At 70.5% G+C, this 25,849-nt stretch carries 25 protein-coding genes and 2 pseudogenes; 16 read left to right on the top strand and 11 right to left on the bottom strand.

The annotated features are described in order from the left end of the window. Window positions 1-66 precede the first annotated feature (66 nt). Complete coding sequence (locus AB0D49_RS23640) at window positions 67-807, top strand: PaaX family transcriptional regulator C-terminal domain-containing protein (RefSeq protein WP_362760671.1); 741 nt, start codon at window positions 67-69, stop codon at window positions 805-807. A gap of 204 nt (window positions 808-1,011) precedes the next feature. Here AB0D49_RS23640 and AB0D49_RS23635 read toward each other — a convergent pair whose 3' ends face one another. After that, window positions 1,012-2,091: an NADH:flavin oxidoreductase/NADH oxidase gene (locus AB0D49_RS23635; protein ID WP_362760668.1), complete on the bottom strand. Its 1,080-nt coding sequence runs from the start codon at window positions 2,089-2,091 to the stop codon at window positions 1,012-1,014. Window positions 2,092-2,276: 185 nt separating this feature from the next. On the opposite strand from AB0D49_RS23635, the gene AB0D49_RS23630 reads away from it, so the two are divergent. Continuing rightward, on the top strand, window positions 2,277-2,636 hold the full coding sequence (locus AB0D49_RS23630; protein ID WP_362760666.1) for a helix-turn-helix domain-containing protein: 360 nt from the start codon (window positions 2,277-2,279) through the stop codon (window positions 2,634-2,636). A gap of 259 nt (window positions 2,637-2,895) precedes the next feature. On the opposite strand, the gene AB0D49_RS23625 is transcribed toward AB0D49_RS23630, so the two are convergent. Beyond that, entirely contained in the window at window positions 2,896-4,287 is a 1,392-nt protein-coding gene (locus AB0D49_RS23625) for an FAD-dependent oxidoreductase (RefSeq protein ID WP_362760663.1), read from the bottom strand. Between the two features lie 230 nt (window positions 4,288-4,517). Between AB0D49_RS23625 and AB0D49_RS23620 the strand changes: the two are divergent. Then, a pseudogene (locus AB0D49_RS23620) lies at window positions 4,518-4,883 on the top strand (DUF6214 family protein); the annotation flags it as partial. Window positions 4,884-5,081: 198 nt separating this feature from the next. Continuing rightward, window positions 5,082-5,285 (top strand): annotated as a pseudogene (locus AB0D49_RS23615) (DUF6214 family protein); the annotation flags it as partial. A 36-nt stretch (window positions 5,286-5,321) separates the two neighbouring features. Here AB0D49_RS23615 and AB0D49_RS23610 read toward each other — a convergent pair. Next, window positions 5,322-5,990 carry a DUF305 domain-containing protein gene (locus AB0D49_RS23610; protein WP_362760660.1) on the bottom strand — a complete coding sequence of 223 codons (669 nt, stop codon included), beginning with the start codon at window positions 5,988-5,990 and terminating at the stop codon, window positions 5,322-5,324. 222 nt (window positions 5,991-6,212) lie between these two features. Between AB0D49_RS23610 and AB0D49_RS23605 the strand changes: the two genes are divergently transcribed. Continuing rightward, a complete protein-coding gene (locus tag AB0D49_RS23605; RefSeq protein ID WP_362760657.1) occupies window positions 6,213-7,715 on the top strand; it encodes a hypothetical protein in 1,503 nt (500 codons plus the stop codon). Window positions 7,716-7,920: 205 nt separating this feature from the next. Here the strand turns inward: AB0D49_RS23605 and AB0D49_RS23600 are convergent, their stop codons facing one another. The 4 genes from AB0D49_RS23600 to AB0D49_RS23585 all read right to left on the bottom strand — a co-directional run bounded on the left by AB0D49_RS23600 (window position 7,921) and on the right by AB0D49_RS23585 (window position 11,596). Beyond that, on the bottom strand, window positions 7,921-8,595 hold the full coding sequence (locus AB0D49_RS23600; protein WP_362760653.1) for a helix-turn-helix domain-containing protein: 675 nt from the start codon (window positions 8,593-8,595) through the stop codon (window positions 7,921-7,923). 579 nt (window positions 8,596-9,174) lie between these two features. Then, window positions 9,175-9,855 carry a phosphatase PAP2 family protein gene (locus tag AB0D49_RS23595; RefSeq protein WP_362760650.1) on the bottom strand — a complete coding sequence of 227 codons (681 nt, stop codon included), beginning with the start codon at window positions 9,853-9,855 and terminating at the stop codon, window positions 9,175-9,177. Between the two features lie 62 nt (window positions 9,856-9,917). Next, window positions 9,918-10,853, bottom strand: a complete 936-nt coding sequence (locus AB0D49_RS23590) for a M56 family metallopeptidase (protein ID WP_362760647.1) — start codon at window positions 10,851-10,853, stop codon at window positions 9,918-9,920. 170 nt (window positions 10,854-11,023) lie between these two features. Beyond that, a complete protein-coding gene (locus AB0D49_RS23585) occupies window positions 11,024-11,596 on the bottom strand; it encodes a DUF5134 domain-containing protein (RefSeq protein WP_362760644.1) in 573 nt (190 codons plus the stop codon). A gap of 379 nt (window positions 11,597-11,975) precedes the next feature. Here AB0D49_RS23585 and AB0D49_RS23580 point away from each other — a divergent pair, with 379 nt between their 5' ends. Both AB0D49_RS23580 and AB0D49_RS23575 read left to right on the top strand, forming a co-directional pair. Continuing rightward, a complete protein-coding gene (locus AB0D49_RS23580; RefSeq protein ID WP_362760641.1) occupies window positions 11,976-12,905 on the top strand; it encodes an N-acetyltransferase in 930 nt (309 codons plus the stop codon). A 354-nt stretch (window positions 12,906-13,259) separates the two neighbouring features. Then, on the top strand, window positions 13,260-13,802 hold the full coding sequence (locus AB0D49_RS23575; RefSeq protein ID WP_362760638.1) for a GNAT family N-acetyltransferase: 543 nt from the start codon (window positions 13,260-13,262) through the stop codon (window positions 13,800-13,802). Window positions 13,803-13,838: 36 nt separating this feature from the next. Here AB0D49_RS23575 and AB0D49_RS23570 read toward each other — a convergent pair whose 3' ends face one another. After that, on the bottom strand, window positions 13,839-14,522 hold the full coding sequence (locus AB0D49_RS23570; RefSeq protein ID WP_362760637.1) for a glycerophosphodiester phosphodiesterase family protein: 684 nt from the start codon (window positions 14,520-14,522) through the stop codon (window positions 13,839-13,841). A gap of 406 nt (window positions 14,523-14,928) precedes the next feature. Between AB0D49_RS23570 and AB0D49_RS23565 the strand changes: the two genes are divergently transcribed. The 5 genes from AB0D49_RS23565 (at window position 14,929) to AB0D49_RS23545 (ending at window position 19,671) form a co-directional block, all read left to right on the top strand. Next, the gene (locus tag AB0D49_RS23565; RefSeq protein WP_362760634.1) at window positions 14,929-16,428 is read left to right on the top strand and encodes a DUF6421 family protein; all 1,500 of its coding nucleotides are present in this window, start codon (window positions 14,929-14,931) and stop codon (window positions 16,426-16,428) included. Between the two features lie 38 nt (window positions 16,429-16,466). Further along, window positions 16,467-17,213 (top strand): SDR family oxidoreductase, encoded by a 747-nt coding sequence (locus AB0D49_RS23560; RefSeq protein ID WP_362760873.1) that lies wholly within the window; start codon window positions 16,467-16,469, stop codon window positions 17,211-17,213. Then, on the top strand, window positions 17,210-18,280 hold the full coding sequence (locus tag AB0D49_RS23555; protein WP_362760631.1) for a low specificity L-threonine aldolase: 1,071 nt from the start codon (window positions 17,210-17,212) through the stop codon (window positions 18,278-18,280). Before AB0D49_RS23560 ends, AB0D49_RS23555 begins: the two co-directional genes overlap by 4 nt. Before the next feature lie 90 nt (window positions 18,281-18,370). Continuing rightward, a complete protein-coding gene (locus AB0D49_RS23550; protein ID WP_362760628.1) occupies window positions 18,371-18,964 on the top strand; it encodes a transglutaminase domain-containing protein in 594 nt (197 codons plus the stop codon). An 8-nt stretch (window positions 18,965-18,972) separates the two neighbouring features. After that, window positions 18,973-19,671, top strand: a complete 699-nt coding sequence (locus tag AB0D49_RS23545) for a phenylalanine--tRNA ligase beta subunit-related protein (protein ID WP_362760626.1) — start codon at window positions 18,973-18,975, stop codon at window positions 19,669-19,671. A 288-nt stretch (window positions 19,672-19,959) separates the two neighbouring features. Here the strand turns inward: AB0D49_RS23545 and AB0D49_RS23540 are convergent, their stop codons facing one another. Together AB0D49_RS23540 and AB0D49_RS23535 are read right to left on the bottom strand one after the other, a co-directional pair. Beyond that, entirely contained in the window at window positions 19,960-20,688 is a 729-nt protein-coding gene (locus tag AB0D49_RS23540; RefSeq protein WP_362760622.1) for a lysophospholipid acyltransferase family protein, read from the bottom strand. 249 nt (window positions 20,689-20,937) lie between these two features. Beyond that, window positions 20,938-21,354 (bottom strand): DUF4395 domain-containing protein, encoded by a 417-nt coding sequence (locus AB0D49_RS23535; RefSeq protein WP_362760619.1) that lies wholly within the window; start codon window positions 21,352-21,354, stop codon window positions 20,938-20,940. Window positions 21,355-21,429: 75 nt separating this feature from the next. On the opposite strand from AB0D49_RS23535, the gene AB0D49_RS23530 reads away from it, so the two are divergent. From AB0D49_RS23530 to AB0D49_RS23515, 4 genes are all read left to right on the top strand, one after another. Beyond that, window positions 21,430-21,843, top strand: coding sequence for a thioredoxin family protein (locus AB0D49_RS23530; protein WP_362760616.1), 414 nt, complete (start codon window positions 21,430-21,432; stop codon window positions 21,841-21,843). A gap of 124 nt (window positions 21,844-21,967) precedes the next feature. Then, window positions 21,968-22,489 carry a flavin reductase family protein gene (locus AB0D49_RS23525; RefSeq protein ID WP_362760613.1) on the top strand — a complete coding sequence of 174 codons (522 nt, stop codon included), beginning with the start codon at window positions 21,968-21,970 and terminating at the stop codon, window positions 22,487-22,489. 219 nt (window positions 22,490-22,708) lie between these two features. Next, the gene (locus tag AB0D49_RS23520; protein WP_362760610.1) at window positions 22,709-23,497 is read left to right on the top strand and encodes an electron transfer flavoprotein subunit beta/FixA family protein; all 789 of its coding nucleotides are present in this window, start codon (window positions 22,709-22,711) and stop codon (window positions 23,495-23,497) included. 159 nt (window positions 23,498-23,656) lie between these two features. Then, window positions 23,657-24,619, top strand: coding sequence for an electron transfer flavoprotein subunit alpha/FixB family protein (locus AB0D49_RS23515; protein ID WP_362760607.1), 963 nt, complete (start codon window positions 23,657-23,659; stop codon window positions 24,617-24,619). 145 nt (window positions 24,620-24,764) lie between these two features. On the opposite strand, the gene AB0D49_RS23510 is transcribed toward AB0D49_RS23515, so the two are convergent. Then, window positions 24,765-25,682, bottom strand: coding sequence for an endonuclease/exonuclease/phosphatase family protein (locus tag AB0D49_RS23510; protein WP_362760604.1), 918 nt, complete (start codon window positions 25,680-25,682; stop codon window positions 24,765-24,767). Window positions 25,683-25,849 lie beyond the last annotated feature (167 nt).

Below are 25,849 nucleotides of genomic sequence, written 5' to 3'. Positions count from 1 at the left end.
GCGAACGCAGCAATAGTGCAACACCGCTCCCGCGTAAGGTACGCCCATGCATCCGCAGGTACGCCCATGAACCCACCCGTCCGCACCACCGGGCGCGGCGCCGAACTGCGCCCCCTGTCGGCGCGATCGGTCGTCCTGAGCCTGCTGCTGGGCGCGCATCCGCCCGAGCTGCCGGTGCGGGACCTGGTGAGCGCGGTGGCCCCGTTCGGCGTCGGCGGGTCCACGCTGCGGGCGGCCCTGAGCCGCATGGTCGCGGCCGGAGACCTACGGCGTACTGGCACCGTGTACGGGCTCAGCGACCGCCTGCTGGAGCGCCAGCGGCGCCAGGACGAGGCCGTGGAGCCTCACACGCGCCCCTGGGACGGTGACTGGGAGATGGCCGTTGTCACCGCCATCGGCCGGGGCCCCGCCGAACGCGCCGAACTGCGCGCCAAGCTGACCACGCTGCGGCTCGCCGAACTCCGCGAGGGCGTCTGGCTGCGCCCGGCAAACCTCCTGCGCCCCCTGCCCGCCGACCTCGCCCCGGTCGCCCAGCGGTACACGGCGCGCCCGGACCAGCCCGCGAGCGCCCTGGTCGCGACCCTGTGGCCGCTGGACACCTGGGCGGGCACCGCGCGGACCCTGCTCGCCCACATCGAGCGAGCGGGCCGCCCGGCAGATCGCTTCACCGCGTTCGCGGCCGTCGTGCGACATCTGCTCGCCGACCCGGTCCTCCCGGCGGAACTCCTCCCCGCCGACTGGCCCGCACCCGCCCTGAGGACCGCCTACGCGGACTACCGGCGGGAGGTCGGCGCCCTGGTGCGCTGACCGCGATACGAAGCCTGTCCGGGGGCCGAGGGGGAGCGGTCCGCAGCGGTGTGGGTCAGGGGCTGATCGGAGAGGCGCGGCGCACATGATCAGATGAGCACCGACTGAACGATCGCCGCACCCTTGGCGATATTCGTGATCACTCGATCACCTGAGCCACTCAATCACCCGAAAACGATCAAAGCGCCGCAGTGAAGAGTCGACTCAGACCGACCTCAGATACTGATCAGGAACTCGCACAGATCCCCCCAATTCCTTCGCCGCCTGCCGCGCCCAGGACGGATTGCGCAAGAGTTCCCGGCCGAGCAGAACGGCGTCCGCCTCGCCGTTGCCGACGATCTTCTCGGCTTGCTCGATCTCGGTGATCAGCCCGACCGCGGCCACCCGCATAGGTGTCTCCGCCCGCACCCGCGCGGCGAACGGCACCTGGTAGCCGGGCCCGGTCGGGATGCGTGCGCCGGACGCGTTGCCGCCGCTGGAGACGTCGAGGAGGTCGACGCCGTGCTCGTGCAGCACCTGGGCGAAACGGACCGTGTCGTCGGCCGTCCAGCCCTCCTCGTCCAGCCAGTCGGTGGCGGAGAGGCGTAGGAAGAGGGACTTGTCGTCCGGCCAGACCGCGCGGACCGCGTCGACGATCTCGACGGCGAGGCGGGTGCGGTTCTCCCAGGTGCCGCCGTAGGCGTCGGTGCGGTGGTTCGAGTAGGGGGACAGGAACTCGTTGATCAGATAGCCGTGGGCGCCGTGGATCTCGGCGATCTCGAACCCGGCGGCGAGAGCGCGGCGGGCCGCGTCGGCGAACTGGCCGATGATCACCTGGATCTGTTCGGTCGTCAGCTCGTCCGGCACCGGGTGTCCCTCGGTGAAGGGGATGGGGCTGGGCGCCACCGGCCGCCAGCCATGCGCCTCGGGTCCGACCGGCCCGCCGCCCTTCCACTGGCGGTCGGTCGACGCCTTGCGTCCCGCGTGGGCGAGCTGGATCGCCGGAGTGGTCCCCTGCGCGGTGAGGAAGTCCGTGATCCGGCGGAACGCCTCGACCTGGGTGTCGTTCCAGAGGCCGAGGTCGTACGGGGAGATCCGGCCCTCGGGGCTCACTCCGGTCGCCTCGACGATGATCAATCCCGTGCCGCCGGCCGCGCGGGCCGCGTAGTGAGCGAAGTGCCAGTCGCCCGGCACGCCTGCCAGGGGGCCGTCCGGCGCGGCCGAGTACTGGCACATCGGCGGCATCCAGACCCGGTTCGGGACGGTCACCCCGCGCAGACTGATGGGCTCGAAGAGTGCGCTCACGGCACGCCTCCATTCGTCATGGTCGAGCGGTCGACTCGTACGATAGACGCCGTAGTACGGTAGGTGTCAAACTACGAGAGTCTTCGTACTATGGAGGGGTCGAACGTGTTCGCGGAGTCTCCGGCAGGGGCCGGGGCAAGGATCGTGTGCCGGGGGAGTGCCGTCCCTGGTGAAGTGGAGCCGTCGTGACCAGTACCGCAGCCGCGGACGCCCGCGCACTGCCGCATCCCGCCCGCGAGGAGATCAGGCTGGAGGCCGTGCTGCACGCACTGTCCGACCCGATGCGGCTGCGGATCGTGCGCGAACTCGCCGCCGTGAGCGGCGACGAGCTTTCGTGTTCGCATTTCGATCTTCCGATCACCAAGTCCACCACCACGCACCACTTCCGGGTGCTGCGCGAGAGCGGCGTGATCCGGCAGACGTACCGTGGCACGGCCAAGATGAACAGTCTGCGCGCGAACGATCTCAACGGTCTCTTCCCGGGCCTGCTGGGCGCGCTGCTAGTCAGCGCCGACCGGCAGGCTGCCCGGCTCGGTGAGGGATGATCGTGCGCTCACGGGCAGATGATGGAAGAGCAGATTGAGAACGATCGCGCTCAGGCGCCCAGCACATGCTGGAGACCGAGTGCGCCCAGGTGTCGCACGGGCGGGACATCGTGCACGGGATGCACGGAGCCGGGTTTCGTCACGACCGAGACCGTAGGTTTCTTGAACAGTTTGTTGATTTCGAGCGGGTTGCTGCTCCGTGTCTGTGTCCGTGTGTGTTCGTGTCCGTGTACGGGTGCGTGAGTATATGATCGAACGATCAACCGGCTGTATGAGTGCTGCGCGAATCACGTGCCTCGGGAGCCGTACCTTCACCTGCCGCGCTCATGAGTGACGGCCAGTCCGGCAGCTTCACCCCGCTGCCTCGGCCCAGCGACGCACCTAGGGCCGCCTCCGCACGCTCGATCGCCCGCCAGCCGGTCCACTCGACCGGCGCGATCCCTTCAGCCCGCCACCGTGTGAGCGGGTCTTCGAGCGGCGATGTTCGTTCGATCATCGCGGCGTCCTCCAGCAGGGACGTCACTGTCTCCTTCGCACACGGCCGATTGGTACCGATCACGCCGGTCGGACCGCGCTTGATCCAGCCCGCCACATACTCGCCCGGCGCCACCACACCCTCCCGCAGCACCCGGCCAGCCCGATGCGGCACCGTGCCGCTGTGCGCGTCGAACGGCAGCCCCTCCAGTGGAACTCCGCGATAGCCGACCGAACGCAGCACCAACTGCGCCGGGACCTCCTCGTACACGCCGGTACCGGTGACCCCGCCGGTTCCGTCCGGACGGGTCCGCTCGAACCGGACCCCGGCTACCCGCGTGCCGCTCGGGTCGGGGAGGAAGGCGACCGGGCGCAGGAAGAACCGGGCATGGATACGCCGTGCCGTGCCGCTCGCCGGACGGTCGACCCAGGCCCGCAGCGCCTCGACGTTCCGCCGCTGTACGGCCGGCAGCCCGGACGGATCGCCGTAGGCAGGGTCCAGACTCAACTCCGCGGCGTCCAGCAGGATGTCCGTGTCGGGCAGTCCGCCCAGCTCACGCAGTTCCTTCGTGGTGAAACGGGCCTGGGACGGGCCCCGGCGGCCGACCATGTGTATGTCGGTCACCCTACTCGCCGTCAGCGCGGTCAGCGCCGCCTCGGGCATGTCGGTCGGGCGCAGCTCAGCGGCGCCGCGCGCCAAGATCCGCGTCACGTCCACCGCGACATTGCCGACCCCGATCACCACCGCCGAACGCGCGTCCCGGACGAACCCGCCGTCCACGGCGTCCGGATGGGCGCTGTACCAGGACACGAACTCCGTCGCCGACCAACTGCCTCGCAGATCCTCACCCGGAATGCTCAGTCGCCGATCGGCCGCGGCACCCACGCAGTACACCACCGCGTCGTACAGCTCCCGCAGCCGCTCCACGGCGATGCCGCCCGCTCCGATCTCGACACCGCCGAGAAAGCGCACTCGATCATGCTCGAGCACGGTGCGAAGATTGTTCTGGAGCGATTTGATCTTTTCGTGATCGGGTGCCACGCCGTAGCGCACCAGACCGTAGGGGCACGGCAGTCGATCGATCACGTCGACGCGTACCTCGGGATCGAGCTGGACGAGGTTCTGAGCGGTATAGACCCCGCTCGGCCCAGAGCCGATGACGGCGACACGCAGCACGGCGGAACTCTCCTTGTCCGTCCTGTCCGGTCGCCCGGAGCCTGGCAGGAGATCGCTGATGCCTCCAGCATCCCACCCACCCAGGCGGAGGGGGAGAGGTGCGGCACTGCGCCGATGGAGTGCGCACCGCGCGTGTCCGTTCGTATGGAATGTGATCATGCGGTTACGTTCCGTATGTGCTTGAAGCATCCTGCTTTCACCTGCCCGATCGCTGCCACACGGACGGAACGGTGTCCGTATGGCCCGCGTGGGAAGTACGGGAGGGCGGTGGCACCACTACGGTGTGGTACACCGTGCGGCTCGCTTTCGCCGACGGCGCCCAGGTGGACGCCCTCGCGGTGCTGGCAGGCGGGCACGTCTCCCTGGAGGACGTACGCGCCCGCCCCGCCCTGTCACTGAGCGATCTGACCGCGCTCGGGGAGTGGATCGAATCGGCGGTACTCACGGCGCGCGGCGGCGACGGGGGCGGTGGCGGCGCAGGGGCGGACGCCGAGGGCGGCACGCTGCCCCCGCGGAGTACCCAAGCCGAGCCGGAGGGCGAGCAGGATGAGCGTCTCCCGCACCAGGAGACGCCCACCACGGACGAGTCGAACGCAGAGCCTGTGCGTTTGATCCCGTCGAACGACAACGATCACACGCTGATCGATCGTACGAACATCCCCGGCGCCGCCGGGCGAACCGAAACGAACACCGCGGCCCGCACGCTCACCCACGCACCCGCCCACCCTCACGCGGACGCCGACCATATGTGCGCCCGCGCCGAGGAACTCGACGATCCCGACACCCCCGGCATCTCCCGTCGGGCCCGCCCCACCTGGCCCCGCGGTGTCGAGGGTCGTCGGCTGATCGCCCAGGAGTATCTCGCCGCCCGAGCGGCGGGCGTCGATCCGGTGCTGGCGGTCATGTGCGCGACCGGACGCAGCCGCCGCAAGTCGCTCCGACTGATCGCGCAGGCCCGTGACGCGGGCCTGCTGGCCCCGCGCCACGCCCGTCGCTGACCCACGCGCCCGTCCCGGTCGGGGTGGGCCGATCCGTCAGCCCATCTCGTGCATGCGCCCGATCTCGGCCGTCTGCTGGGCGATCACATCATCGGCCATCTCTTCGATCTGGATGTTGTTGCCCTGCCCCTTGACGTCCGAGGCCATGGTGATCGCGCCCTCGTGATGCGTGATCATCAGGGTCAGGAAGAGCTGATCGAACGCGCTTCCTTTGGCCGTGCGAAGGTTTTTGAGCTGCGCCTCGCTCGCCATACCCGGCATCGTGGCATGGTCGTGCTCATGCCCGGCGTCGTTCTCGCCGTCCTTGCCGTGTCGCTCCAACCACGCCTCCATGGCGCTGATCTCGGGCCCCTGGGCCGCGGCGATCCGCTCGGCGAGACGTTTCACCTCGTCCGACGAGGCTTGCTTCGGTGCGAGGTCCGTCATCAGCAGCGCCTGCCGGTGATGCTCGATCATCATGCGCGCGTACGACACATCGGCCGAGTTGGGCGAGTCGTCCTCCAGGCGCTGTTCGGCGGCTTCCTCCACCGACAGAGTCTGGTTCCCTTCGCCCGGATTGCCCGGTACGAGGACCGAAGGGCCGGTCGACTTCGGGGACTTGGACTCGTCGTCCGTTCCGGACTCACATGCGCCCAGTGCCAGAACCGCCACCAGAGCGAGGCCCGCGGCAGTGAGGGGCGCGCGGGAAGCACGACGGAAGAGCACAACTACCTCCTGTGGCCGAAAGTACCCCGTCTGAGGAGTGACGGCGAGTACCGAATGATCGCGCTTTGTGAGCGACTGTGACTGTCCTAGCACGCTTCTGCGCTCGATCGATCAGAAAACTGCATTACGAGTCCGTTGCACCCTATTGATATGTGCATGACTCGGACGATACTTCGGTTGATCCGTTCGACGCCCCTTACGAACGGAACAAGGGAGGACACAGTGACCCTGTTCAACAGATCCCGGACTCGACGCAGACAACTGGGTGTTGTCGTCGCCGGAGCCGGACTCCTGGCCACGCTGCTGACGGCCCAGCAGGCCGCGGCCACCCCGGACCCGGGTGACACCCCCGCCGGGGAGAAGTCGGTGTCGCAGAGCGATCAGGCCGAGGCTCGCGCGGCGATAGCCGCCGGTGACATACCGGGCCAGGACGAGATTGTTCATTCGGCCAACATCGAACACATCGCGAACATCCCGAAGGACGCCCTGCCGGGCACCAACTCGGACCTCGCCTTCCAGGGCAAGTACGCCTTCGCCGGCAACTACGACGGCTTCCGCATCTTCGACATCAGCAACCCGAGGGCGCCGAAGACCGTCTCCCAAGTGCTCTGCCCCGGTTCGCAGAACGACATCTCCGTCTCGGGTGACCTGCTGTTCCTGTCGACCGACTCCTCGCGCAGCGACAGCAGTTGCAACAGCACCACGCAGCCCGCGACCGAGAAGTCGTCGTGGGAGGGCATGAAGATCTTCGACATCAGCGACAAGCGCAACCCCGAGTACGTCGCCGCTGTCGAGACCGCGTGTGGTTCGCACACCCACACCCTGGTGCCGGAGCGCAAGAACATCTACGTGTACGTCTCCTCGTACTCGCCCAACACCGCCTACCCGGACTGCCAGCCGCCGCACGACGGCATCTCGATCATCAAGGTGCCGCGCTACGCCCCTGAGAAGGCGGCGGTCGTGGGCTTCCCGGTGCTGTTCCCCGGTCCGGCGCCGGACGGCGGAGGCAACCCGGGCGGACCGACCAACCCGGGCGTGTCCAAGACCACCGGCTGCCACGACATCACCGTGCTGCCCGACAAGGACCTCGCCGCGGGCGCCTGCATGGGCGACGGCATCCTGTTCTCCATCAAGGACCCGGAGCGTCCCAAGGTCATCGATCAGGTCCAGGACAACGTGAACTTCGCGTTCTGGCACTCGGCGACCTTCAACCAGAAGGCCAACAAGGTCATCTTCACCGATGAGCTGGGCGGCGGCGGTGCCCCCACCTGCAACGCGGCGATCGGGCCGAACCGTGGGGCCGACGGCATCTACGACATCGTCGGCAAGGGCGACAAGCGTGAGCTGGTCTTCCGCAGCTACTTCAAGATCCCCCGGCACCAGGCCGACACCGAGAACTGCGTCGCGCACAACGGCTCACTGATCCCGGTCAAGGGCAAGGACCTGATGGTCCAGGCCTGGTACCAGGGCGGTATCTCGGTGTGGGACTTCACCGACTCCAGCAACCCCAAGGAGATCGCCTACTTCGAGCGCGGTCCGATCAGCACGGAAAGGCTCATCGGCGGCGGTTCGTGGTCGGCGTACTACTACAACGGCTACATCTACTCGAACGACATGGCGAAGGGCTTCGACGTGCTGAAGCTCAGTGACCGCCGTACGGACCCGGCGCGTTGGGTCCATCTGCGGGAGCTGAACGTCCAGACCCAGCCGGACTACTTCGACTGATCGATTGAGCGATCGATCAGATGCTGATTGATCGACTGATCAGCGTCGTCGGTTCCGATCACCGTCAGTGGTCCCAACTGCTCCGGCGTTCCTGAGCAGTCTCGTCCCTGGCAGTTCCCATTGTCCCCACCGGTCCACCCTGTTCCGGTGGGGACGCAGAACGGACGGGAGCCCCGGCCTGGTCTGCCGGGGCCGGCCGGTGCGGTTACCCGGGCTTCACATCGGGCGGTTCGTCCGGGGCGAAGAACCGGGACAGATCCCGCTCACATGTCCCGCCGGGCGCCTCGGCGTCCGGCGGGACGCCTTGCTCCCAGTCCAGCCCATAGCGCCGGAACAGTTCGGCGCGGACGGGGGCGATGGGCATCGGGACGTTCGGCAGCACCATCGCGTACACCGCGCCCATCAACAGGGACCGCAGCATCGGGTACGCGGACTCCACATCCCCCGAGCCACGTCGGGCGACCGTGTCCCGCAGCAGCTCCGCGAGCCGCCGCTGCTCCGGACACTGGACGAAGCCCTCCGCCTGGAGAAGCCCCGCCATGTGCTGGCGCATCAGCACGGGCTGATCGCGGGCCAGCCCCAGGATCGCGTCGATCGCCCGAGCCATCCGCTCCCGCCCGTCGTCGGTGCGTGGGGCCCGCTCCAGTCCCTCCTCCAGCGTGCGATGCATCAGCCGGTGCACGGCGGACTGGACCAGCTGCCGCTTCCCGGGAAAGTAGTACGACACCAGTCCACGGGCCGAACCCGCCCGGTCGGCGATGTCTGCCAACGTTGTCGCCTCGTAGCCACGCTCGCTGACCAGCTCGATCGCCGCCTGGAGCAGTCGCTCCCGTGAACGGCGCCGCAGCTCTTCATTGACCTCGGCGCTACGCGGGGACATCCTGTAACTCCTGCGTTGACTGGCTGCCAGCCAACTATACTCAGGGCGTCCGGACCGGCTCCTGCGCAGGTCCGGCCTACTGCCGTCTGCCTCGGGCGACACGGGGGATCGTCCGAGGTGGGCGGCTCTGTCGCTCGGGACGGTGGGTCGAGGCTGTCGCCTTGGTGAGAACTCCCAGGTCGGAGCCGGGTAGGAGGGCTGCCTCGGGCCTCGTCCGGGGGTGGGGGTCAGGGTTCGCCTGGTCCCGCGTGTCGGTGGTCACCCGCCCATACTCGCTTGCGCTACTCCTGCGCGTGGATCAGGGCGTTGAACTGCTGGTGGGGTAGCGGCGAAGTGACGGGCCACGTCATGCAGCCAGTTGTACTGGTTGCCCCGGGCGTTGGGGGCGTCGACGGATCCGGACCAGGCCGACATGTGCGCCGTCCTGGGTCTTCGGACGGCGGTCATACGGTGGTCCCAGGGACGGTCCCGGGGGAGCGGCCCGTATGTCGGTCCTTTCCGTGCTGCTCCGTGCCGTTCCGGGAGTGTCGTCCGGCAAGGGTGGGCAACGGGGGCGGAAGGACCGTTTCGGCAGTGGTGTCAGGGTCTGGCCGGTCCCCATCGTTCATGGACCGTGATCGCCGCCGCGATCACCATGCCGCCCAGCAACCAGCCGCCCAGTACGTCGCTGGGCCAGTGCACGCCGAGCCAGACGCGGGTGAGGCCGACGCCGATGATCGAGACGGCCGCGATCGCCGTGGCCCAGCGCAGGACTCTCCGCGAGGCGCCGTAGTAGTGCAGGAGCCAGACCAGCAGGCCGAGGACGACCGTGGCGGTCATGGCGTGGCCGGACGGGAAGGCCGCGTAGTGGGCGGAGTCCACCGGGTCGGGCCAGACGGGGCGTTCACGGCCCACGGCGGCCTTGAGGCCCTGCTGCACCAGGGTGCTGACGGCCACGGCCATCAGGAGACAGGTGGCGGTGAACCAGGCCCTGCGGCGCCACACCAGCCAGATGATCACCGCGGCGCACAGCAGGCGCATGGTGAGCGGGTCCCACACCCAGTCCGTGAGAATCCGGAACGCGTGCGTCAGCCCGCCCTCGGCGACCGCCCAGCGATGCGTGGTTCGCGCGATCTCCTGATCGAAACTGATCAGCGGCCCCCAGGACACCGCCACGAGGAGCAGCAGCACGAGTGAGCCGACCGCGAACGCGACAGCCGCGCGTACCGGAGTCCGGCGCTCCGTCTGGGGGGCGGGACGGTCGACGGGCGTGAGGGTCATACTGCGATTGTCGCCGACCCGTGGGGCGCGGGGCCACCGCCGGGGCGACCGGTGATCGTCGGCTAGCCCAGTGCCCTGAAGCCGGGAACGAGAGCGACCAGCACCGGGAGGACCGGCACCAGGGCGGCCGTCGCGGTCAGCCGCAGGCGATGGATCGCCGGGAGGCGGGCCGGGCCGGTGAGGAGCCGTTGCACGCGCTGGGGGACATGGGCGCGGGGCGCCGGGGAGGGGCCGAACACGCCGCGGTGTTCGTTCAGTTCGACCAGGGCGAGGGCGGTCGTGAGCCGGCCGTGGCGGCGCGACGCCATGTCGTCGGCGGCCAGCTCCACCAGCCGGTGCATCTCGTCCCGGAACGCCGCGAACACCGGCACCTGCGGGAACCCGGCGGCCAGCGCCGCCGACGAGTGCCGCAACCAGTCGTGCCGGGCCCGCGCGTGGCCCTGCTCGTGGGCCACCACGGCGTCCAGCTGGCGGCCCTTCAAACGGCGCAGCGCGGCCGTCGTGACGACCATCCGGGGCGGCGTCCCCGCCAGCCACCAGGCGTCCGGCTGATCGCCCTCCAGCACCACCAGCCGACCGGTGGCGGTGTCCTCGCCGGGCAGCGACGGCGCCTGGCGCCGGAGTTTCGCCCGCCGCAGCCGGCGCCGGGTCCGCGCGGCGGCGATCTCGCGCACGAGCATCGCGCCGCTCCACAGCCCGGCCAGCGCCAGCGTCACCGCGGTCGCCGCCGCCCAAGGCCCGGCCGCGCCGAGCGCGTACGCCTCCATGACCCCGCTCGGCGCGGAGGCGAAGACCTGCCCGCGCACCACCTGCCACGCGGCTGCCGCACTGAGCGTCATCGTCAGCGCGCAGCACAGCAACACGGCCGCCACGACGCACTGCCACGCCCACAGGGCGACCACCGGCTCACGATCAGGCCAGTCGGCCCGAGCGAGCGTCCTGGGGCCGAGAACGGCGATCAGCGCGCCGATCAGCAACAGTGCCGCGGGGACCATCATGAGCGAGAGCCTATGAGTGCGCGGCGGTTGGCGGGTACGGCCCCCGACCGCAAAGTGACACAGACCACGGCTTCACGGACCGGCCGCATACGGGCGGCCCTCCGCACGGCGGGCTCATGTCCCGGGTTCGGCAACCCCCGCCGCTCCCGAACCTGATGAGCGGGACGTGTTCACATCGGCATCAGCATCGCCACCATGGCGATCCCCATGGACACCCGACACACCCGGGCCAACTCCGGCCGGTCGCCCCACCCGACCGCCCCCACCGGTCCGCCGGCGACGCCCGCCACCGGCAGCAGCCGCGAGCCCGACACCAGGACGTAGCCGGTGAAGTAGAGCAGGAACGACCCTGTGACCAGGGGGAGTCCGGCAGAACCACCCCCGTGCGCATGTCCCTGTCCTGCGGCTCCCTGTGCCGCGGCGACGGTCATCGACACCGCCATGTAGACCATCGCCAGCGCCCCGACCGCGTGGTGCGCATGATGCGCGTCCCTGAGGGCGGCCCACAGCGCGCGCAGACCCACCACGCCGAACACGCCCGCGTACACGGGCCAGGTCCACGCAGGTGGAGTGAAGACGGCAGCCGGTACGGCCATCGCGGCCATGCCGAACCCCATCAGTGCCTCGGCACCCGCCGAACGGCGCTGTTCCGCGACGGTGCTGCGCATCCGCAGTACGCAATAGGCGCCGGTCAGGCCGCACAGCGCCACCAGCAGCCACCCGGGCGAAGCCGGTCCGTGCACACGCACCTCCCCGCTCGACACACGGTCCAGGGAAGCGATGCCCGACCCGCGCGGCGCGCACGCGAGCGCACAGGCGTATACGGGGAGCATGGGAGGGAGCACAGGGGTGAGGGACACGCCCGACCGATCCACTCGGGCCACTCCGGTCACTCGGGACATGCCGGACTGGTCTACTCGGGCCAACCCGGTCACTCGGGACATGCCCGACCGGGCCACCTGGGCCACCCCGGTCACTCGCAACACGCCCGAGCCCACTCCGCCGTCACCGCCGTGCGCGGACGAAACGCACTCGCGCCCTGCCCAGTGCCCGACATACGCTGCCCCCGTACCGCATCGCATGGCGGCCTCCAGCACCTCACTTTCCGACCGGAGGTCACCCATGCCCACTGTCCGCCCCTTCCACCGTGCGGACCGCGATCAGCTCACCGATCTGATCAATCTGCACATCGCCGCCGTGGTGCCCGGCGTCTCCGTCTCCGTGAACACCGTGCTCAGCGCCCTGGAGCGGCAGCCGGACGAGTTCATCACCGACCCCTGGGTCGCCGAGCGGGTCACCCTGGTCGCCGAAGCGCGGCGCCACGTCGTCGCGGCGGCCCATCTCCTGCGCTACCGCGCGGACGCCGAGGTCGGCGCGGACTATCGCGGGACGGGCGAGGTCACCTGGTTCGTCAGCCGCCCCGGGGCCTCCTTCCTGCCGGATGCCGACAAGGCCGCCGAACTGCTCATGAACGCCTGTCTCGCCCAGCTCGCCCGCTGGGACGTCCGGGTCCGGCACGCCGACGGCGCCCTGCCCGCACCGGGCGTCTACGGTGTCCCGCACGCCTGGCCGCACATCCGGGCCGTGTACGAGAACGCGGGCTTCCGGCACACCGGCGACACCGAGGTCCTGCTGATCGGCCGGGTCGCCGACCTGCCGCAGCCGCGGCACCGGGCGGGCGTCCGGGTCGAGCGCACGTTGGGCGGGTGCGGCACCAGGCTCACGGCCTACGGCGCCGACGGTGACCCCCTCGGACATGTCGAGGTCGACACGTCCATCGCCCGTCCCGAGCGGCACACCCGCGCCGCAGGCCTCGCCGATATCGGCGACCTGGTCGTCGTCAGGGAGAACGAGGGCTGGGAGGAGTGGCTCCTCGGACAGGCCGCGGACTGGCTGCGGTGGTGCGGAACGGAACGGATTCTGGCGTACGAGGATGCGAACGATCAGGAAGCGATCGATCGATTGAACGGACTCGGCTTCCAGGAACTGACCCGCACGGACCGGGGCTGGAGGCATGGCCCTATGAACGTTCATGAGCCAGTGAGCGAATGAGCAAATAGGCCCGGATACGAACAACGCCCTCAGCCCTGACACGGCGAACACCTCAGGGCTCTGAGGCGCCGCCACACCGCAGAGCCCTGAGACGAAGGAGCTCTTCTGGGCGCGCCCCAGTCGGGACCGCCGGTCGACCCATACCCGGCGCCGGACCGGCCCCGACTGGCCTCGCCCCCGTAGGCCCCGCCCACTCCACCCCGCCCGCCCGGCCCCGTACACGGCCCCGCCCGCTCACGAACGAACAGCAGCCCAAGCCCCCGAACACCAGACCCGGACGGTCATTCGAGGGCATTAGTCTCAGGCGTGAGTGTCATGCGTGCAGAGCCGCGCCGCCGAACGGAGAACCGCCCCATGGACGCCCGCCCCGCCACCGCCGGACTGACCTACCGTGACGCCACCGACGCCGACGCGGACGATCTCGTCGCGCTGATCGAATCGGCCTATCGCGGGGACTCCAGCCGGGCCGGATGGACGACGGAGGCGGACATCCTGGAGGGGCGGCGCACCGACGCGGAGGGGGTGCTTGCGGTCATCAAGGCGCCCGAGGGAACGCTGCTGACCGTGGAGCGGGACGGCCGGATCATCGCCTGCTGTCAGCTGGAACACCGAGATGGGCACGCCTACTTCGGCATGTTCGCGGTCAGCCCCGTGCTCCAGGGCGCCGGCCTCGGCAAAGCGATCATCGCCGAGGCCGAGCGGCGTGCCCGGGACCTCTGGGGCGCCACGGAGATGCACATGACCGTGATCACCGCACGGGAGGATCTGATCGCCTGGTACGAGCGGCGCGGCTACCGGCGTACCGGGCGGACGACCCCGTTCCCCTACGGCCAGGAGCGGTTCGGCATTCCGCAGCGGCCGGACCTGAAGTTCGAACTGCTGGTCAAGGCGCTGTAGCGCGCACCACCGCGAACCCGTCCCGGTGCGGCGCCCTCACGCGGTGAACCGGCCTGTTCGTTTGATCTCGGGATGATCGGTTGTCGCACCGTCCAGTTCGAGTGCGCGGACGAGGCGCAGATGATCCTGGGTGTTCACGACCCAGCCGATGATCCGCAACCGTGCCTGGCGCGCGGCCTCCGTGATCTCCAGGGTCAGGCGGCGGATGTTCAGACAGACCGTCTCCGCACCCGCCTCGACGGCGCGGTCCACGATGTCGGTGCCGTACCGGCTGCCGATCAGGGCGGTGTGGACGCCCGGCACCAGGCGGGCGATCTCGGTGATCGCCTCGTCGTGGAAGGACGACACCTCCACCCGTTCTACGAGGTCCCGTGCCCGTAGGACCTCGGCAAGCGCCCGCGCCGCCGCCATGTCCTTGATCTCGACCTGGAGGGGGGAGCGGACGGTGTCCAGCACCTCCTCCAGGACCGGGATGCGCTCGCCGCGCCCGGCGTCCAGGACGCGCAGTTCGGCGAGGGTCTTCTCGGCGACCGGACCGGTGCCGTCGGTGGTCCGGTCGACGTGCTCGTCGTGCAGGACGACAAGTGCGCCGTCCTTGCTCAGATGAACATCGAGTTCGATCACATCGAGGCCGGCTTGTTCGGCGGCGACAAAGGAACGGAGAGTGTTCTCGGGCTCGACGCCCATGATTCCGCGGTGTCCGATGGTGAGGAAGTTCAAGGTTCAGCTCGCTTCCGTCGACGGGCAGGCGGCCGAGCGGACCAGCAACCGTCCGCGCGGTGTGGGTTCCGCACTTTAGTGGCCGTGGCCTGAGATGAACCCCCACGTACGCTGCGGATTCGGGTGATAGGCGGAGGGCGGGAGCCGGGTCCGCGCGGGGACCGCGATGAGGTGCGCTCGGATGCCGTCGTGTGGCGGACGTGGGGGAGCGGGGCCGCACCGGGAGGGGCGTCGGCCGTACCTCCACCCCCGTCGCCCCCAGACCTCCACCCCTTCCCCGCTCCACCGAAAATAATCCGGTGACCAGTGGGGGGGTGCAGGAGAATTTTCGGAGGCTCCCCTTGCTGGGAGAAAGGTCGTACGCATACGGTGTCCATACGCGAGGTTCTCCCGTGGAGGATGGGACATGACGGAAATTCTTGTGCAGCCGACGACTGAGGGGCCGGTTTCTGCTGCGCCCAGGGTGGTCGAGCACCCGGCGTGGCCCCGCCTGAAGGACGCCGTGGAGCGGATTCGCGGCTGGCAGTCCCCGGACGGCTCGATCAACCTCGCCGCTGGGACCGCCGAGACGTCTGGGGCCACCGGGCCGTCTGGGGCCACCGCGCCCAGCGAGATCGCCGGGTCCACAGGGCCCACCACCCCCGGAACCCCCGACAACGGCACCGCCCCCACCCTCGCCGCCGCCGACCACGCCATCACCGAGGTCATCGACGCCGTACAGGCCCTCTCGCCGCTGCTGCCCCACGACGCCGCCTATCACACCGCCCTGGTGGAGGACCTGCGCCGCTGGTCGGCCGGCGGCTTCGCGGTGCCGGACTTCCTCGACTCGCTGCTGGCCTTCCAGCCCGCCGCCGACCGCCGTGACGGCCTCCAGCACCTGGTCGTCTTCGCGATGTACACGCAGAACGGCAACCCGGACCGCAACCTCGAAGCGGTCGTGCTGCGGATGGTCTGGCCGGACTGGCTGGCCGAGCTGGAGCGCACCCGCTACGACAACCCGCTGTTCTGCGGGATCACCTTCGAGGACTTCACCTCCGGCTACGACACCAACTCCGCGGTCCTCTTCCCCGAGACCATCGCCGTACGCGAGGCGCCGGAACGTTTCTCCTGGGGCGGGATCTTCTGCGACCGCGAGGCCGCCCGCTTCCGCCGGGTCACCGCCGCCGCCGTGGAGCTGCTCGGGCTGGAGCTGCCCGAGGACATCGCCGCGATGGTGCACGACCAGAAGCGCAGCGAGGAGGCGTTCGTCCTCTGGGACATGGTGCACGACCGTACGCACAGCCACGGTGATCTGCCGTTCGACCCGTTCATGATCAAGCAGCGCCAGCCGTTCTGGATGTACGGCCTGGAGGAGCTGCGCTGCGACCTGACCGCCTTCAAGGAGGCCGTGGGCCTCGCAAGGGAGGGCGTCCCGCAGGCCAGGGATGTTCAGTACGCCGTGCTCTTTGATCGGATGTTCCGTTTCCCGGTCACCGGTGAGCGAGTGCGCAACTACGACGGGGTCGGCGGCCAGCTCCTCTTCGCCTACCTGCACAAGCACGACGTCGTGCGCTGGACCGACAACAAGCTGTCGATCGACTGGGAGCGCGCCCCGCAGGTCACCAACCAGCTGTGCGCCGAGATCGAGACCCTCTACCGCGACGGCATCGACCGCCCCAAGCTGGTCCACTGGTTCAAGGGGTACGAGCTGGTCGCCACGTATCTCGCGCCGCACCCGGGGTCCACCTGGGCCAAGGGACCCGACGCCCTGGACCTGTCCCTGCCGCCGCGCAAACTCGTCGATGACGTGCTTCCGGACGAGTTTCCCCTGAGCATGTTCTATGAGGCGCTGTCCAAGAAGCTCAAGAAGGTGATCGCCTCGACCAGGGGCATCACGGCGGACGCCGCCGAGCGCGTCGCCGCGTGAGCGACCGCATTCAGAACGCTGCTCAGGAGGCGAAGAACATGGGGAACGGGGCGCTCAGCGGCGCGGTGATCGCGGTGGCCGGTGCGGGCGGGCCCGCGGGCCGGGCCACACTGCTGCGGCTGGCGGAGGCCGGGGCCACCGTCATCGGCGCGGACAACGATCCGGAGCGGCTGGCCGAGGCGGTGGACGCGGCCGGGTACGCGCACGGCGGTGCGACCGTCGTCGGCGACACGGTGGACCTGCTGGACCGCGAGTCGGCCCAGGAATGGTCTCACCGCATCGAGAAGGACTTCGGGCGGGTCGACGGCCTGGTCCATCTCGTCGGCGGCTGGCGCGGCAGCGAGACCTTCACCAAGACCCGGCTCGACGACTGGGACTTCCTGGAGCTGCTGCTGATCCGTACCGTCCAGCACACCTCGCTCGCCTTCCACGAGGCGCTCCAGCGCAGCGCGCGCGGCCGGTACGTGCTGATCAGCGCGGCCGGTGCCGGGAAGCCCACGGCGGGCAACGCGGCCTATGCCGCCGCCAAGGCCGCCGCCGAGGCGTGGACGCTGGCTCTCGGCGACTACTTCCGCAAGGCGGGGGGCGAGGACGGGCCCAACGCGGCGGCTGCGATCCTGGTGGTCAAGGCGCTGGTGCACGACGCGATGCGCGCGGAGCGGCCCAACGCGAAGTTCGCGGGCTTCACGGACGTCAAGGATCTGGCCGACGCGGTCGCCGGTGTCTGGGACAAGCCCGCCGCCGAAGTGAACGGACGACGTCTGTGGCTGACAGAGAAGCCGTGAACCCCCCGAAGACCGACGCCCGCCGTCACCACGACCCGGAGGTCCGCGGTTTCGCCAGCGACAACTACGCGGGCGTCCACCCCGAGATCCTCGCCGCGCTGGCGCTCGCCAATGGCGGCCACCAGGTCGCCTATGGGGAGGACCACTACACCGAGCATCTCCAGAGCGTGATCCGCGGCCACTTCGGCGCCACCGCGGAGGCGTTCCCGGTCTTCAACGGAACCGGCGCCAATGTGGTCGCCCTCCAGGCCGTCACCGACCGCTGGGGCGCGGTGATCTGCGCCGAGAGCGCGCACATCAACGTCGACGAGTGCGGCGCGCCCGAGCGGGTCGCCGGGCTGAAGCTGCTCACCGTGCCCACCCCGGACGGCAAGCTCACGCCCGAGCTGATCGACCGGGAGGCGTACGGCTGGGACGACGAGCACCGGGCGATGCCGCAGGTCGTGTCGATCGCCCAGAGCACCGAGCTGGGCACGGTCTACACACCCGACGAGATCCGCGCGATCTGCGAGCACGCCCACGGGCTCGGGATGAGGGTCCATCTGGACGGCTCCCGGCTCGCCAACGCGGCGGCCTCCCTGGACGTCCCCATGCGGGCGTTCACCAATGCCGCCGGTGTCGATCTGCTCTCGCTGGGCGCCACGAAGAACGGCGCCCTGTTCGGCGAGGCGGTCGTGGTGCTCAACCAGGACGCGGTCAGCCACATGAAGCATCTACGGAAGCTGTCCATGCAGCTGGCGTCCAAGATGCGGTTCGTGTCGGTGCAGATGGAGGCCCTGCTCGCCAGGGACCTGTGGCTGCGCAACGCCCGGCACGCCAACGAGATGGCCCAGCGACTCGCCGAGGGCGTCCGCGCGGTGCACGGGGTGGAACTGCTGCACCCGGTCCAGTCGAACGCCGTCTTCGCCCGGCTGCCGCACGAGGTGACGGTGCGGCTCCAGCAGCGGTTCCGGTTCTACTTCTGGAACGAGGCGGCCGGGGACGTGCGCTGGATGTGCGCCTTCGACACGACGGAGGACGACGTCGACGAGTTCTTGACGGCGCTCAAGGAGGAGATGGCGCGCTAGGGTCCGCCTCTGCGTGGCGCTCCGTATAGATATACGGTCACCTGGAAATGCATTGACTCTCGGGTGATCGTATTCCTATGCTCTGCGGGCATGCAGCTGATCCAGCACACCCCCGATCTGTCCGCGTATCTGGCGGCCGACGAGGTCGTCGACCATGAGCACCCGCTGGTGCGGCGGACCGCCGCGCGGCTGGCGCGGGACGTGACCGACTCGTATGACTATGCGCGGGCCGCCTTCGCATTCGTCCGCGACCAGATCCCGCACTCCGCCGACAGCGGTGATCCGCGGGTCACCTGGCGGGCCTCCGACGTCCTGGAGCGGCGTACCGGCATCTGCTACGCCAAGGCCCACGCGCTCGCGGCCCTGTTGCGCGCCGAGGACATCCCGGCCGCGCTCTGCTACCAGCGGCTGCGGCATGACGACGGCGGCGGCCATGTGGTGCACGGTCTGGCCGCCGTCCGCTTCCGCGGCGGCTGGCACCGGCAGGACCCGCGCGGCAACAAGCCGGGCGTGGACGCCCGGTTCTCGCTGGACGGCGAGCGGCTGGCCTTCGCCGTGGACGCGGAGTCCAGTGAGGTGGACTATCCAGTCCTGTACGCTGAACCGCACCCGGTCGTCCTGAACGCCCTCAAGACCGCCACGGACCGGGCCCATCTGTGGCGGACGCTCCCCACCGCACTGTGAAGGCAGCCATGACGCTCTCCCTGACCGTCTCCGACGAGGTCCGGGCCCTCGTACCCGGCTTCACCCATGTCACCGTCGAGGCCCATGGCCTCGTGGGCGGACCCAGCACCGACGCCAGCGCGGCCCTGCTGGACGACGCCGCGCGGCGGCTCGCCGTACGGCTGGCCGGGCGGGCGCCGCACGAGGACCCGCACATGGCCGCCTGGCGTACGGCGTACACCGCGTTCGGCGCCAAGCCGTCCCGTACCCGCAACTCCGCGGAGGCGCTGGCCAGGCGTGCGCTGACGGATGCCGGACTGCCCCGGATCAACCTTCTGGTGGACCTCTACAACGCCGTCAGCGTGGCTCATCTGATCCCGGTCGGCGGCGAGGACATCGACCGGATCGAGGGCGGGATGCGGCTGGTCCGGGCGCGCGGCGACGAGGAGTTCGTGACCGCCGCCGGGGGCGAGGAGACGGTCGAGCACCCGGAGCCCGGTGAGGTGGTGTGGCGCGACGGCCTCGGCGTCACCTGCCGCCGCTGGAACTGGCGCCAGGGCCCGCGTACCCGGCTCGACGAGGACACCGTCTCCGGCATCTTCCTGCTGGAGAGCCTCGAGCCGATGCCGGTCGCCGAGGTGGAGACGGCCGCGGCGGAACTCGCCGAGCTGCTGGCGAAGTTCAGCCCGGGGGCGGAGATCACGATCGCCGGGGCGGACGGCGGCTGAGCCCGCGCCCCGAAAGCGCGCCCACGGTACGCCGGGTCGGGGTGGGGCTGCTGTTCACCGTGCGAGCGTCGAGAGACCGGTCCGCGCGACTTGGTCGTCGTCACTTCCTGAAGCGACCGCGTCGGCTGAATCGGGCCCCTAGGAGGCCCGTTCGGGAAGCCGCTCCCAGGGCGGGTCTTCAGCCCGTGCCTCGCCTCATCGGGGTCCACACTGATCGGGGCTGCCCGCCCGCGGACGGCGCCGACCGCGCCCAGGGCGTCGTCACCGCCCCTCCCGCGCGGAGGCGCCTCAGTGGGACTCCGCCGCCTTGACGGCCTCCGGTGTCGGTGCGGTGCCGCCGAGGTGGGCCGGTATCCACCAGGTGTCGTCGGTGCTCCTGGGGCGGACCGGGTAGGCGCGCTGGGCGGCCTCGAGCAACTCCTGCACCCGTGCGCGCAGCCGCCGGGTGATGGCGCCCGCGTACTCCTCGCGGGTGGCCTCGATCGCCTCGCCCACGCGGACGGTGACAGGGATGTGGCTGCGCTTGAAGTTGCGCGGGTGGCCCTTGGTCCAGATGCGCTGGGTGCCCCAGACGGCCATCGGGATCAGCGGCACGCCCGCGTCCTGGGCGAGCCGCGCGGCGCCCGACTTGAAGCTCTTCAGCGTGAACGACTGCGAGATGGTGGCCTCCGGGAAGACCCCCACCACCTCGCCGGAGCGCAGCGACTCCAGCGCGTGCTGGTAGGCCGCCTCGCCCTGCTTGCGGTCCACCGGGATGTGCTTCATGCCGCGCATCAGCGGACCGGACACCTTGTGCCGGAAGACCGACTCCTTGGCCATGAAGCGCACCAGACGCTTCTGCGGCAGCGCGGCGAGCCCGTTGAAGACGAAGTCCATGTAACCGATGTGATTGCTGACCAGCACGGCACCGCCCGACCGCGGGATGTTCTCCGATCCCTGGCAGTCGATCTTCAGGTCCCACACCTTGAACAGAGTGCGGGCGAAACCGATGACGGGCGGGTAGACGAGCTCTGCCATGGGCGGGACGGGCCCTTCCTGCTCTGCCTGGGAAGGGACTCCCGGCGGAAAGTTACGCGGCCGTAGGTTTTACGGCATCTCGCAGATGGTGCCCGAAGAACGAACAGGGGGCCACCCCTGGTGCCAGCGACCGGCGTAATCCTCGTCACGTCCCGCGCGGTCGGCGGCACATGCCGCGCGGGAGCCGCTCCAGGAGCGCCGTCCCCAGGGGGCGCCTCCGTCCCGGGGAGGTGCCTCCCTCGCTCGACGTCACCGTGTGCGCGCCGTCATCCGCCGCGCCAGCACATACGCCTCGCACCCCAGGCAGTACCCGAACACGGCGTTCAGGAAGGCCGCAGCGAGCGCCGCCCCGGTCGCCGAGAGCCCCAGCCACTGCGGGCCCACCGCGTAGCCGGTCAGGCCGAGGAGGGCGAAGCCGAGCCCCACGGCCTGGGCGAAGCGCGGCGGCTGCGGCGGCTCGAACGCGGTGGGCGGCCCGATCCGGGGCCGTACGAACCGCCGGAACACCCAGCCGTACGGCGAGCGGGCCACTCCACCGGCCGTGCCGAGCGCGAACGCCAGGGTCTGCCAGGCCAGCAGCCAGCCGCTCCCGGTGACCAGCACGGCCGCCAGGACCACGGAGGTCACGGCCGCCCCGAAGCGGGGCCCTCTCGCATCGATGTCCATGGAGCGAGCATCCCGTAGCCCGGACGGCTCCGGACGCCGGGAATCTTTGCAGTCTGATGAACGCTGCACCCGTCGATGACGGGACTGATGGTGTGCCTGGCGGTGCTCGCGACGGCGGGTGCCTTCGGAGTGCTGCACACGCGGCGGAGCGGGAGGGTGCGGGTGCGCGGGCGGGACGACGGCAGACGGCTCGGCGCGGCGGAACTGGGCGGCCCGCTGGGGGAGCGGGCGACGCTCGTGCAGTTCTCCAGCGCCTTCTGCGCCCCGTGCCGGGCGACCCGCCGGACCCTGGGCGAGGTGGCCGGGATGGTGCCGGGCGTCGCCCATGTGGAGATCGACGCGGAGGCGCATCTGGACCTTGTACGCGAGCTGGAGATCCTGCGGACGCCGACTGTTCTGGTGCTGGACGCGCAGGGGCGGATCGTGCGGCGGGCCACCGGGCAGCCGCGGCGGGCGGATGTGATCGCGGCGCTCGGCGAGGCGGTGTGAGCCTGGCGGGGACCGCGCGGTGGACGGTTCACTCACCGGCGGTGCGTCAGGTCCCATGGGTCCTCGTGCACTTGACCGGGTCGGCCCCCGGTCGCCAGCCTGGTCGTATGCGCGGGACAGCACCATGACGGCCGTACCGGAGCTGGGGAGCGTCCCAGGGGGTGCCCGGCCCGGGTCGCCGGAGCTGCTGCGGTCCGTCTTCCGGCGGCACGCGGCGGGCGTCGCCGTGATCACCGCGCGCGACGCGCGGGGCCCGGCCGGGTTCACGGCCACCTCCCTGGTGTCGGTGGCGGCCGAACCGCCGCTGCTGTCCTTCGGGATCGGTACGGGGGCGTCCAGCTGGCCGGCGGTCGAGGCGGCGCGGTACGTCGGGGTGCACGTCCTGGCGGAGCCGCAGCGGGAGCTGGCCGTCACGTTCGCGCGCAGCGGGGCCGACCGGTTCGCGCCGCCCACGCGGTGGCGGGACGGGCCGGAGGGGGTGCCGGTGCTGGACGGGGTGCTGGCCTGGGCGGTGTGCCGGGTCCACGCGCGGGTCCCCGCTGGCGATCATCGGATCGTGATCGCCGAGGTGGTCGAGGGGGACCCCACGGGCCCCGGGCGCCCTCTGCTGTACCACCGAGGGGGCTTCACCGGCCTGCGGGATTGATCACGTGGCCGCGCGCCTGCGGGACCGTCGAGTTCCGGTTACGCTGCGTTGCGAAGGTCACAGTTCAAAGCGCTTGCTTAGCGGGCATGGACCGAGTGTACTGACGAGTAATATCCCGGTGGGAGCGCGGGTCGCCCCGACCGGGACCGGCCGCCAGGGGCGCCTATGCTGCCTGCTGGAAGGCAGCCGAGAAATGACGATTGCAGTAGGAGAGCCGGCGTGAGCTTGAGGATCGTTGTCACTGTGAAGTACGTGCCCGACGCCACCGGCGACCGGCACTTCGCCGATGACCTGACCGTGGACCGCGACGACGTCGACGGGCTGCTCTCCGAACTGGACGAGTACGCGGTCGAACAAGCCCTCCAGATCTCCGAGAACTCCGACGACGACGTCGAGGTCACCGTGCTCACGGTCGGCCCCGAGGACGCCAAGGACGCGCTGCGCAAGGCCCTGTCCATGGGCGCCGACAAGGCGATCCACGTCGAGGACGACGACCTGCACGGCACCGACGCCATCGGCACCTCCCTGGTGCTCGCCGCGGCGATCGAGAAGGCCGGCTACGACCTGGTCATCTCCGGCATGGCCTCCACCGACGGCACCATGGGCATCGTCCCGGCGCTGCTCGCCGAGCGGCTGCGCGTCCCGCAGGTCACGCTGCTGTCCGAGGTCTCCGTCGCGGACGGCAAGGTCACCGGCCGCCGGGACGGCGACGCCGCCTCCGAGCAGCTGGAGGCGTCCCTGCCGGCCGTCGTCTCGGTCACCGACCAGTCGGGCGAGGCCCGTTACCCGTCCTTCAAGGGCATCATGGCGGCCAAGAAGAAGCCGGTGCAGTCCTGGGACCTGTCCGACCTGGACGTCGACGAGGACGAGGTCGGTCTGGAGAACGCCTACACGGTCGTCGACTCGGCGGCCGAGCGCCCGGCCCGCACGGCCGGCACGATCGTCAAGGACGAGGGCGAGGGCGGCAAGCAGCTCGCCGAATTCCTCGCGAGCCAGAAGTTCGTCTGAGCCTGCCGCACGGCGGCCCGGCCGGTACCCGCCCGCAGGACGGCTCGCCCGAGCCCGTCCCGCGCGGCACCCCGGCCCGGCGCCCGCCCCATGGCACGCCGTTCGACTCCGATTCGCCGACCGCCCGCACCTTTCGCACAGCAGGAGAGAAGAAGTCCCATGGCTGAAGTTCTCGTCTACGTCGACCACGTGGACGGCGCCGTCCGCAAGCCCACCCTGGAGCTGCTGACCCTCGCCCGCCGGATCGGCGACCCGGTCGCCGTCGCCCTGGGCAACGGCGCCGCCGACACCGCCGCCGTCCTCGCCGAGCACGGCGCGGTCAAGGTCCTCACCCACGACGCCGCCGAGTACGCCGACTACCTGGTCGTCCCGAAGGTCGACGCCCTCCAGGCCGCGTACGACGCCGTCTCCCCGGCCGCCGTCCTGGTGCCGTCCTCCGCCGAGGGCAAGGAGGTCGCCGCGCGGCTCGCGCTGCGCGTCCACTCCGGCATCATCACCGACGCCATCGACCTGGAGGCCGGTGACGAGGGCCCGGTCGCCACCCAGTCGGTGTTCGCCGCCGCCTTCACCACCAAGTCCCGGATCGCCAAGGGCACCCCGGTCATCACGGTCAAGCCGAACTCGGCCGCCGTCGAGGCCGCGCCCGCCGCCGGTGCCGTCGAGGCCCTCGCGGTGACCTTCTCCGACCTGGCCACCGCCACCCGGGTCGTCTCCCGCACGCCGCGCGAGTCGACCGGCCGCCCGGAGCTGACCGAGGCCGCGATCGTGGTCTCCGGCGGTCGCGGGGTCAACGGCGCCGAGAACTTCGCGGTCATCGAGGCGCTGGCCGACGAGCTGGGCGCGGCCGTGGGCGCCTCGCGCGCCGCCGTGGACGCCGGCTGGTACCCGCACACCAACCAGGTCGGCCAGACCGGCAAGTCCGTCTCGCCGCAGCTCTACATCGCGGCGGGCATCTCCGGCGCGATCCAGCACCGCGCGGGCATGCAGACCTCGAAGACCATCGTGGCCGTCAACAAGGACGCCGAGGCCCCGATCTTCGACCTGGTCGACTACGGCATCGTCGGCGACCTCTTCGACGTGGTGCCGCAGCTGACCGAGGAGATCAAGACCCGCAAGGGCTGACCGCCCCACCGGGAGGCCGTACGAGGCTCCTGGGACCCCGGTCTGCCGGGGGCCGTCATCACCCGAGAAGGACCCGCGGTGGCCGGGCCGGACACATCCGGCCCGGCCACCGCCTTGTGTACCCGGGCCCGCGCGGGACCGGCGTTCAGCCCAGGGTCAGCGCCGCCTGTACCGGCAGATGGTCGCTCGGGAACTGGCCGTTCAGCGCGAACGTGTTGATGTCCGCGCGGTGGGTTCTCACCCCGGGCGTGGTGAGAATCCAGTCGATGCGGTCGCCGCCCGGGGTGAGCGGGCGGTAGCCGTGGAAGGTGGCGTACAGGGGACCCCGTTCGGTGGCGGTGTCCCAGGTGTCGGCGAGTCCGGCGCCCAGCAGCGTGTCGTAGACCGGGCTCTTGTGGGCGGCCACGTTGAAGTCGCCGGTGACCACCAGGGGCAGGGCCGGGTCCAGGGCGGCGATCCGCTGGACGATCAGCGCGGCGGCACGCGTACGGGCGTCGGGGCTGCGGTTGTCCAGATGCGTGTCGAGCAGGACGAACTCCCGGCCACCGGGCGCCCGGTCGCGGAACCGCACCCAGGTGACCATCCGGATGGAGCCGCCGCCCCAGGTGTTGGACCCGATCACGTCCGGCGTGTCGGACAGCCAGAAGTGGTCGAACTCCAGCGGGGCGAGGCGGCGCGTGTCGTACAGGACCGCCATGAACTCGTCGCGGCTGCCGCCCGCGCGTCCGGTGCCGATCCAGTCGTAGTGCGGCCCCAGGTCGCTCTCGATGTCCCGGATCTGCTGGTACAGGCCCTCCTGGGTGCCGATCAGATGGGGCCGCTCCCGGCGCAGCAGCTCCCGCATGACCGGTCTGCGGACGCTCCAGCTGTGCGGTTCGGCGGTGCTCGCGAACCGCAGATTGAACGACATGACCTCCAGCCGCCGCGTTCCCCGCTCCCGGGGCCCGTCGTCGGACACGGCGGCGGTGGCGGCGGGCGCGGTGCTCGACAGGGGGACGGCGACCGTGGCGGCGAGCGCGGTCTTCAGGCCCGTACGGCGTGTGACACGGCTGCGGTTCGGCACGGGGGCTCCTTTGCGGGGTGTCGCGGGGGCGGGAGAGGGGCTGCCGGGCGAGTCGTGCGTACCGAAGTGTTCTACCGCCCTATGCGATGGCCGTGAACATGCCGAAGTCCGGGAGTGACGCGGTCGGGAAGGGGTGTTGACCCGTGCTGGGCCGACGGATAGCTTCT

Origin of the sequence: Streptomyces sp. NPDC048290 (genome assembly GCF_040652095.1) — a bacterium.
Lineage (GTDB): Bacteria > Actinomycetota > Actinomycetes > Streptomycetales > Streptomycetaceae > Streptomyces.
The sequence above is the reverse complement of the archived record's forward strand: the minus strand, read 5'-3'. Positions and strand labels throughout refer to the sequence as shown.

Bases quoted from the DNA above. Each gene is read 5' to 3' on its own strand.
- AB0D49_RS23640 (WP_362760671.1), top strand. From the start codon at position 67: ATGAACCCACCCGTCCGCACCACCGGGCGCGGCGCCGAACTGCGCCCC.
- AB0D49_RS23600 (WP_362760653.1), bottom strand. From the start codon at position 8,595: ATGTCCCCGCGTAGCGCCGAGGTCAATGAAGAGCTGCGGCGCCGTTCA.
- AB0D49_RS23595 (WP_362760650.1), bottom strand. From the start codon at position 9,855: ATGACCCTCACGCCCGTCGACCGTCCCGCCCCCCAGACGGAGCGCCGG.
- AB0D49_RS23590 (WP_362760647.1), bottom strand. From the start codon at position 10,853: ATGATGGTCCCCGCGGCACTGTTGCTGATCGGCGCGCTGATCGCCGTT.
- AB0D49_RS23580 (WP_362760641.1), top strand. From the start codon at position 11,976: ATGCCCACTGTCCGCCCCTTCCACCGTGCGGACCGCGATCAGCTCACC.
- AB0D49_RS23575 (WP_362760638.1), top strand. From the start codon at position 13,260: ATGGACGCCCGCCCCGCCACCGCCGGACTGACCTACCGTGACGCCACC.
- AB0D49_RS23565 (WP_362760634.1), top strand. From the start codon at position 14,929: ATGACGGAAATTCTTGTGCAGCCGACGACTGAGGGGCCGGTTTCTGCT.
- AB0D49_RS23560 (WP_362760873.1), top strand. From the start codon at position 16,467: ATGGGGAACGGGGCGCTCAGCGGCGCGGTGATCGCGGTGGCCGGTGCG.
- AB0D49_RS23550 (WP_362760628.1), top strand. From the start codon at position 18,371: ATGCAGCTGATCCAGCACACCCCCGATCTGTCCGCGTATCTGGCGGCC.
- AB0D49_RS23545 (WP_362760626.1), top strand. From the start codon at position 18,973: ATGACGCTCTCCCTGACCGTCTCCGACGAGGTCCGGGCCCTCGTACCC.
- AB0D49_RS23540 (WP_362760622.1), bottom strand. From the start codon at position 20,688: ATGGCAGAGCTCGTCTACCCGCCCGTCATCGGTTTCGCCCGCACTCTG.
- AB0D49_RS23535 (WP_362760619.1), bottom strand. From the start codon at position 21,354: ATGGACATCGATGCGAGAGGGCCCCGCTTCGGGGCGGCCGTGACCTCC.
- AB0D49_RS23530 (WP_362760616.1), top strand. From the start codon at position 21,430: ATGACGGGACTGATGGTGTGCCTGGCGGTGCTCGCGACGGCGGGTGCC.
- AB0D49_RS23525 (WP_362760613.1), top strand. From the start codon at position 21,968: ATGACGGCCGTACCGGAGCTGGGGAGCGTCCCAGGGGGTGCCCGGCCC.
- AB0D49_RS23515 (WP_362760607.1), top strand. From the start codon at position 23,657: ATGGCTGAAGTTCTCGTCTACGTCGACCACGTGGACGGCGCCGTCCGC.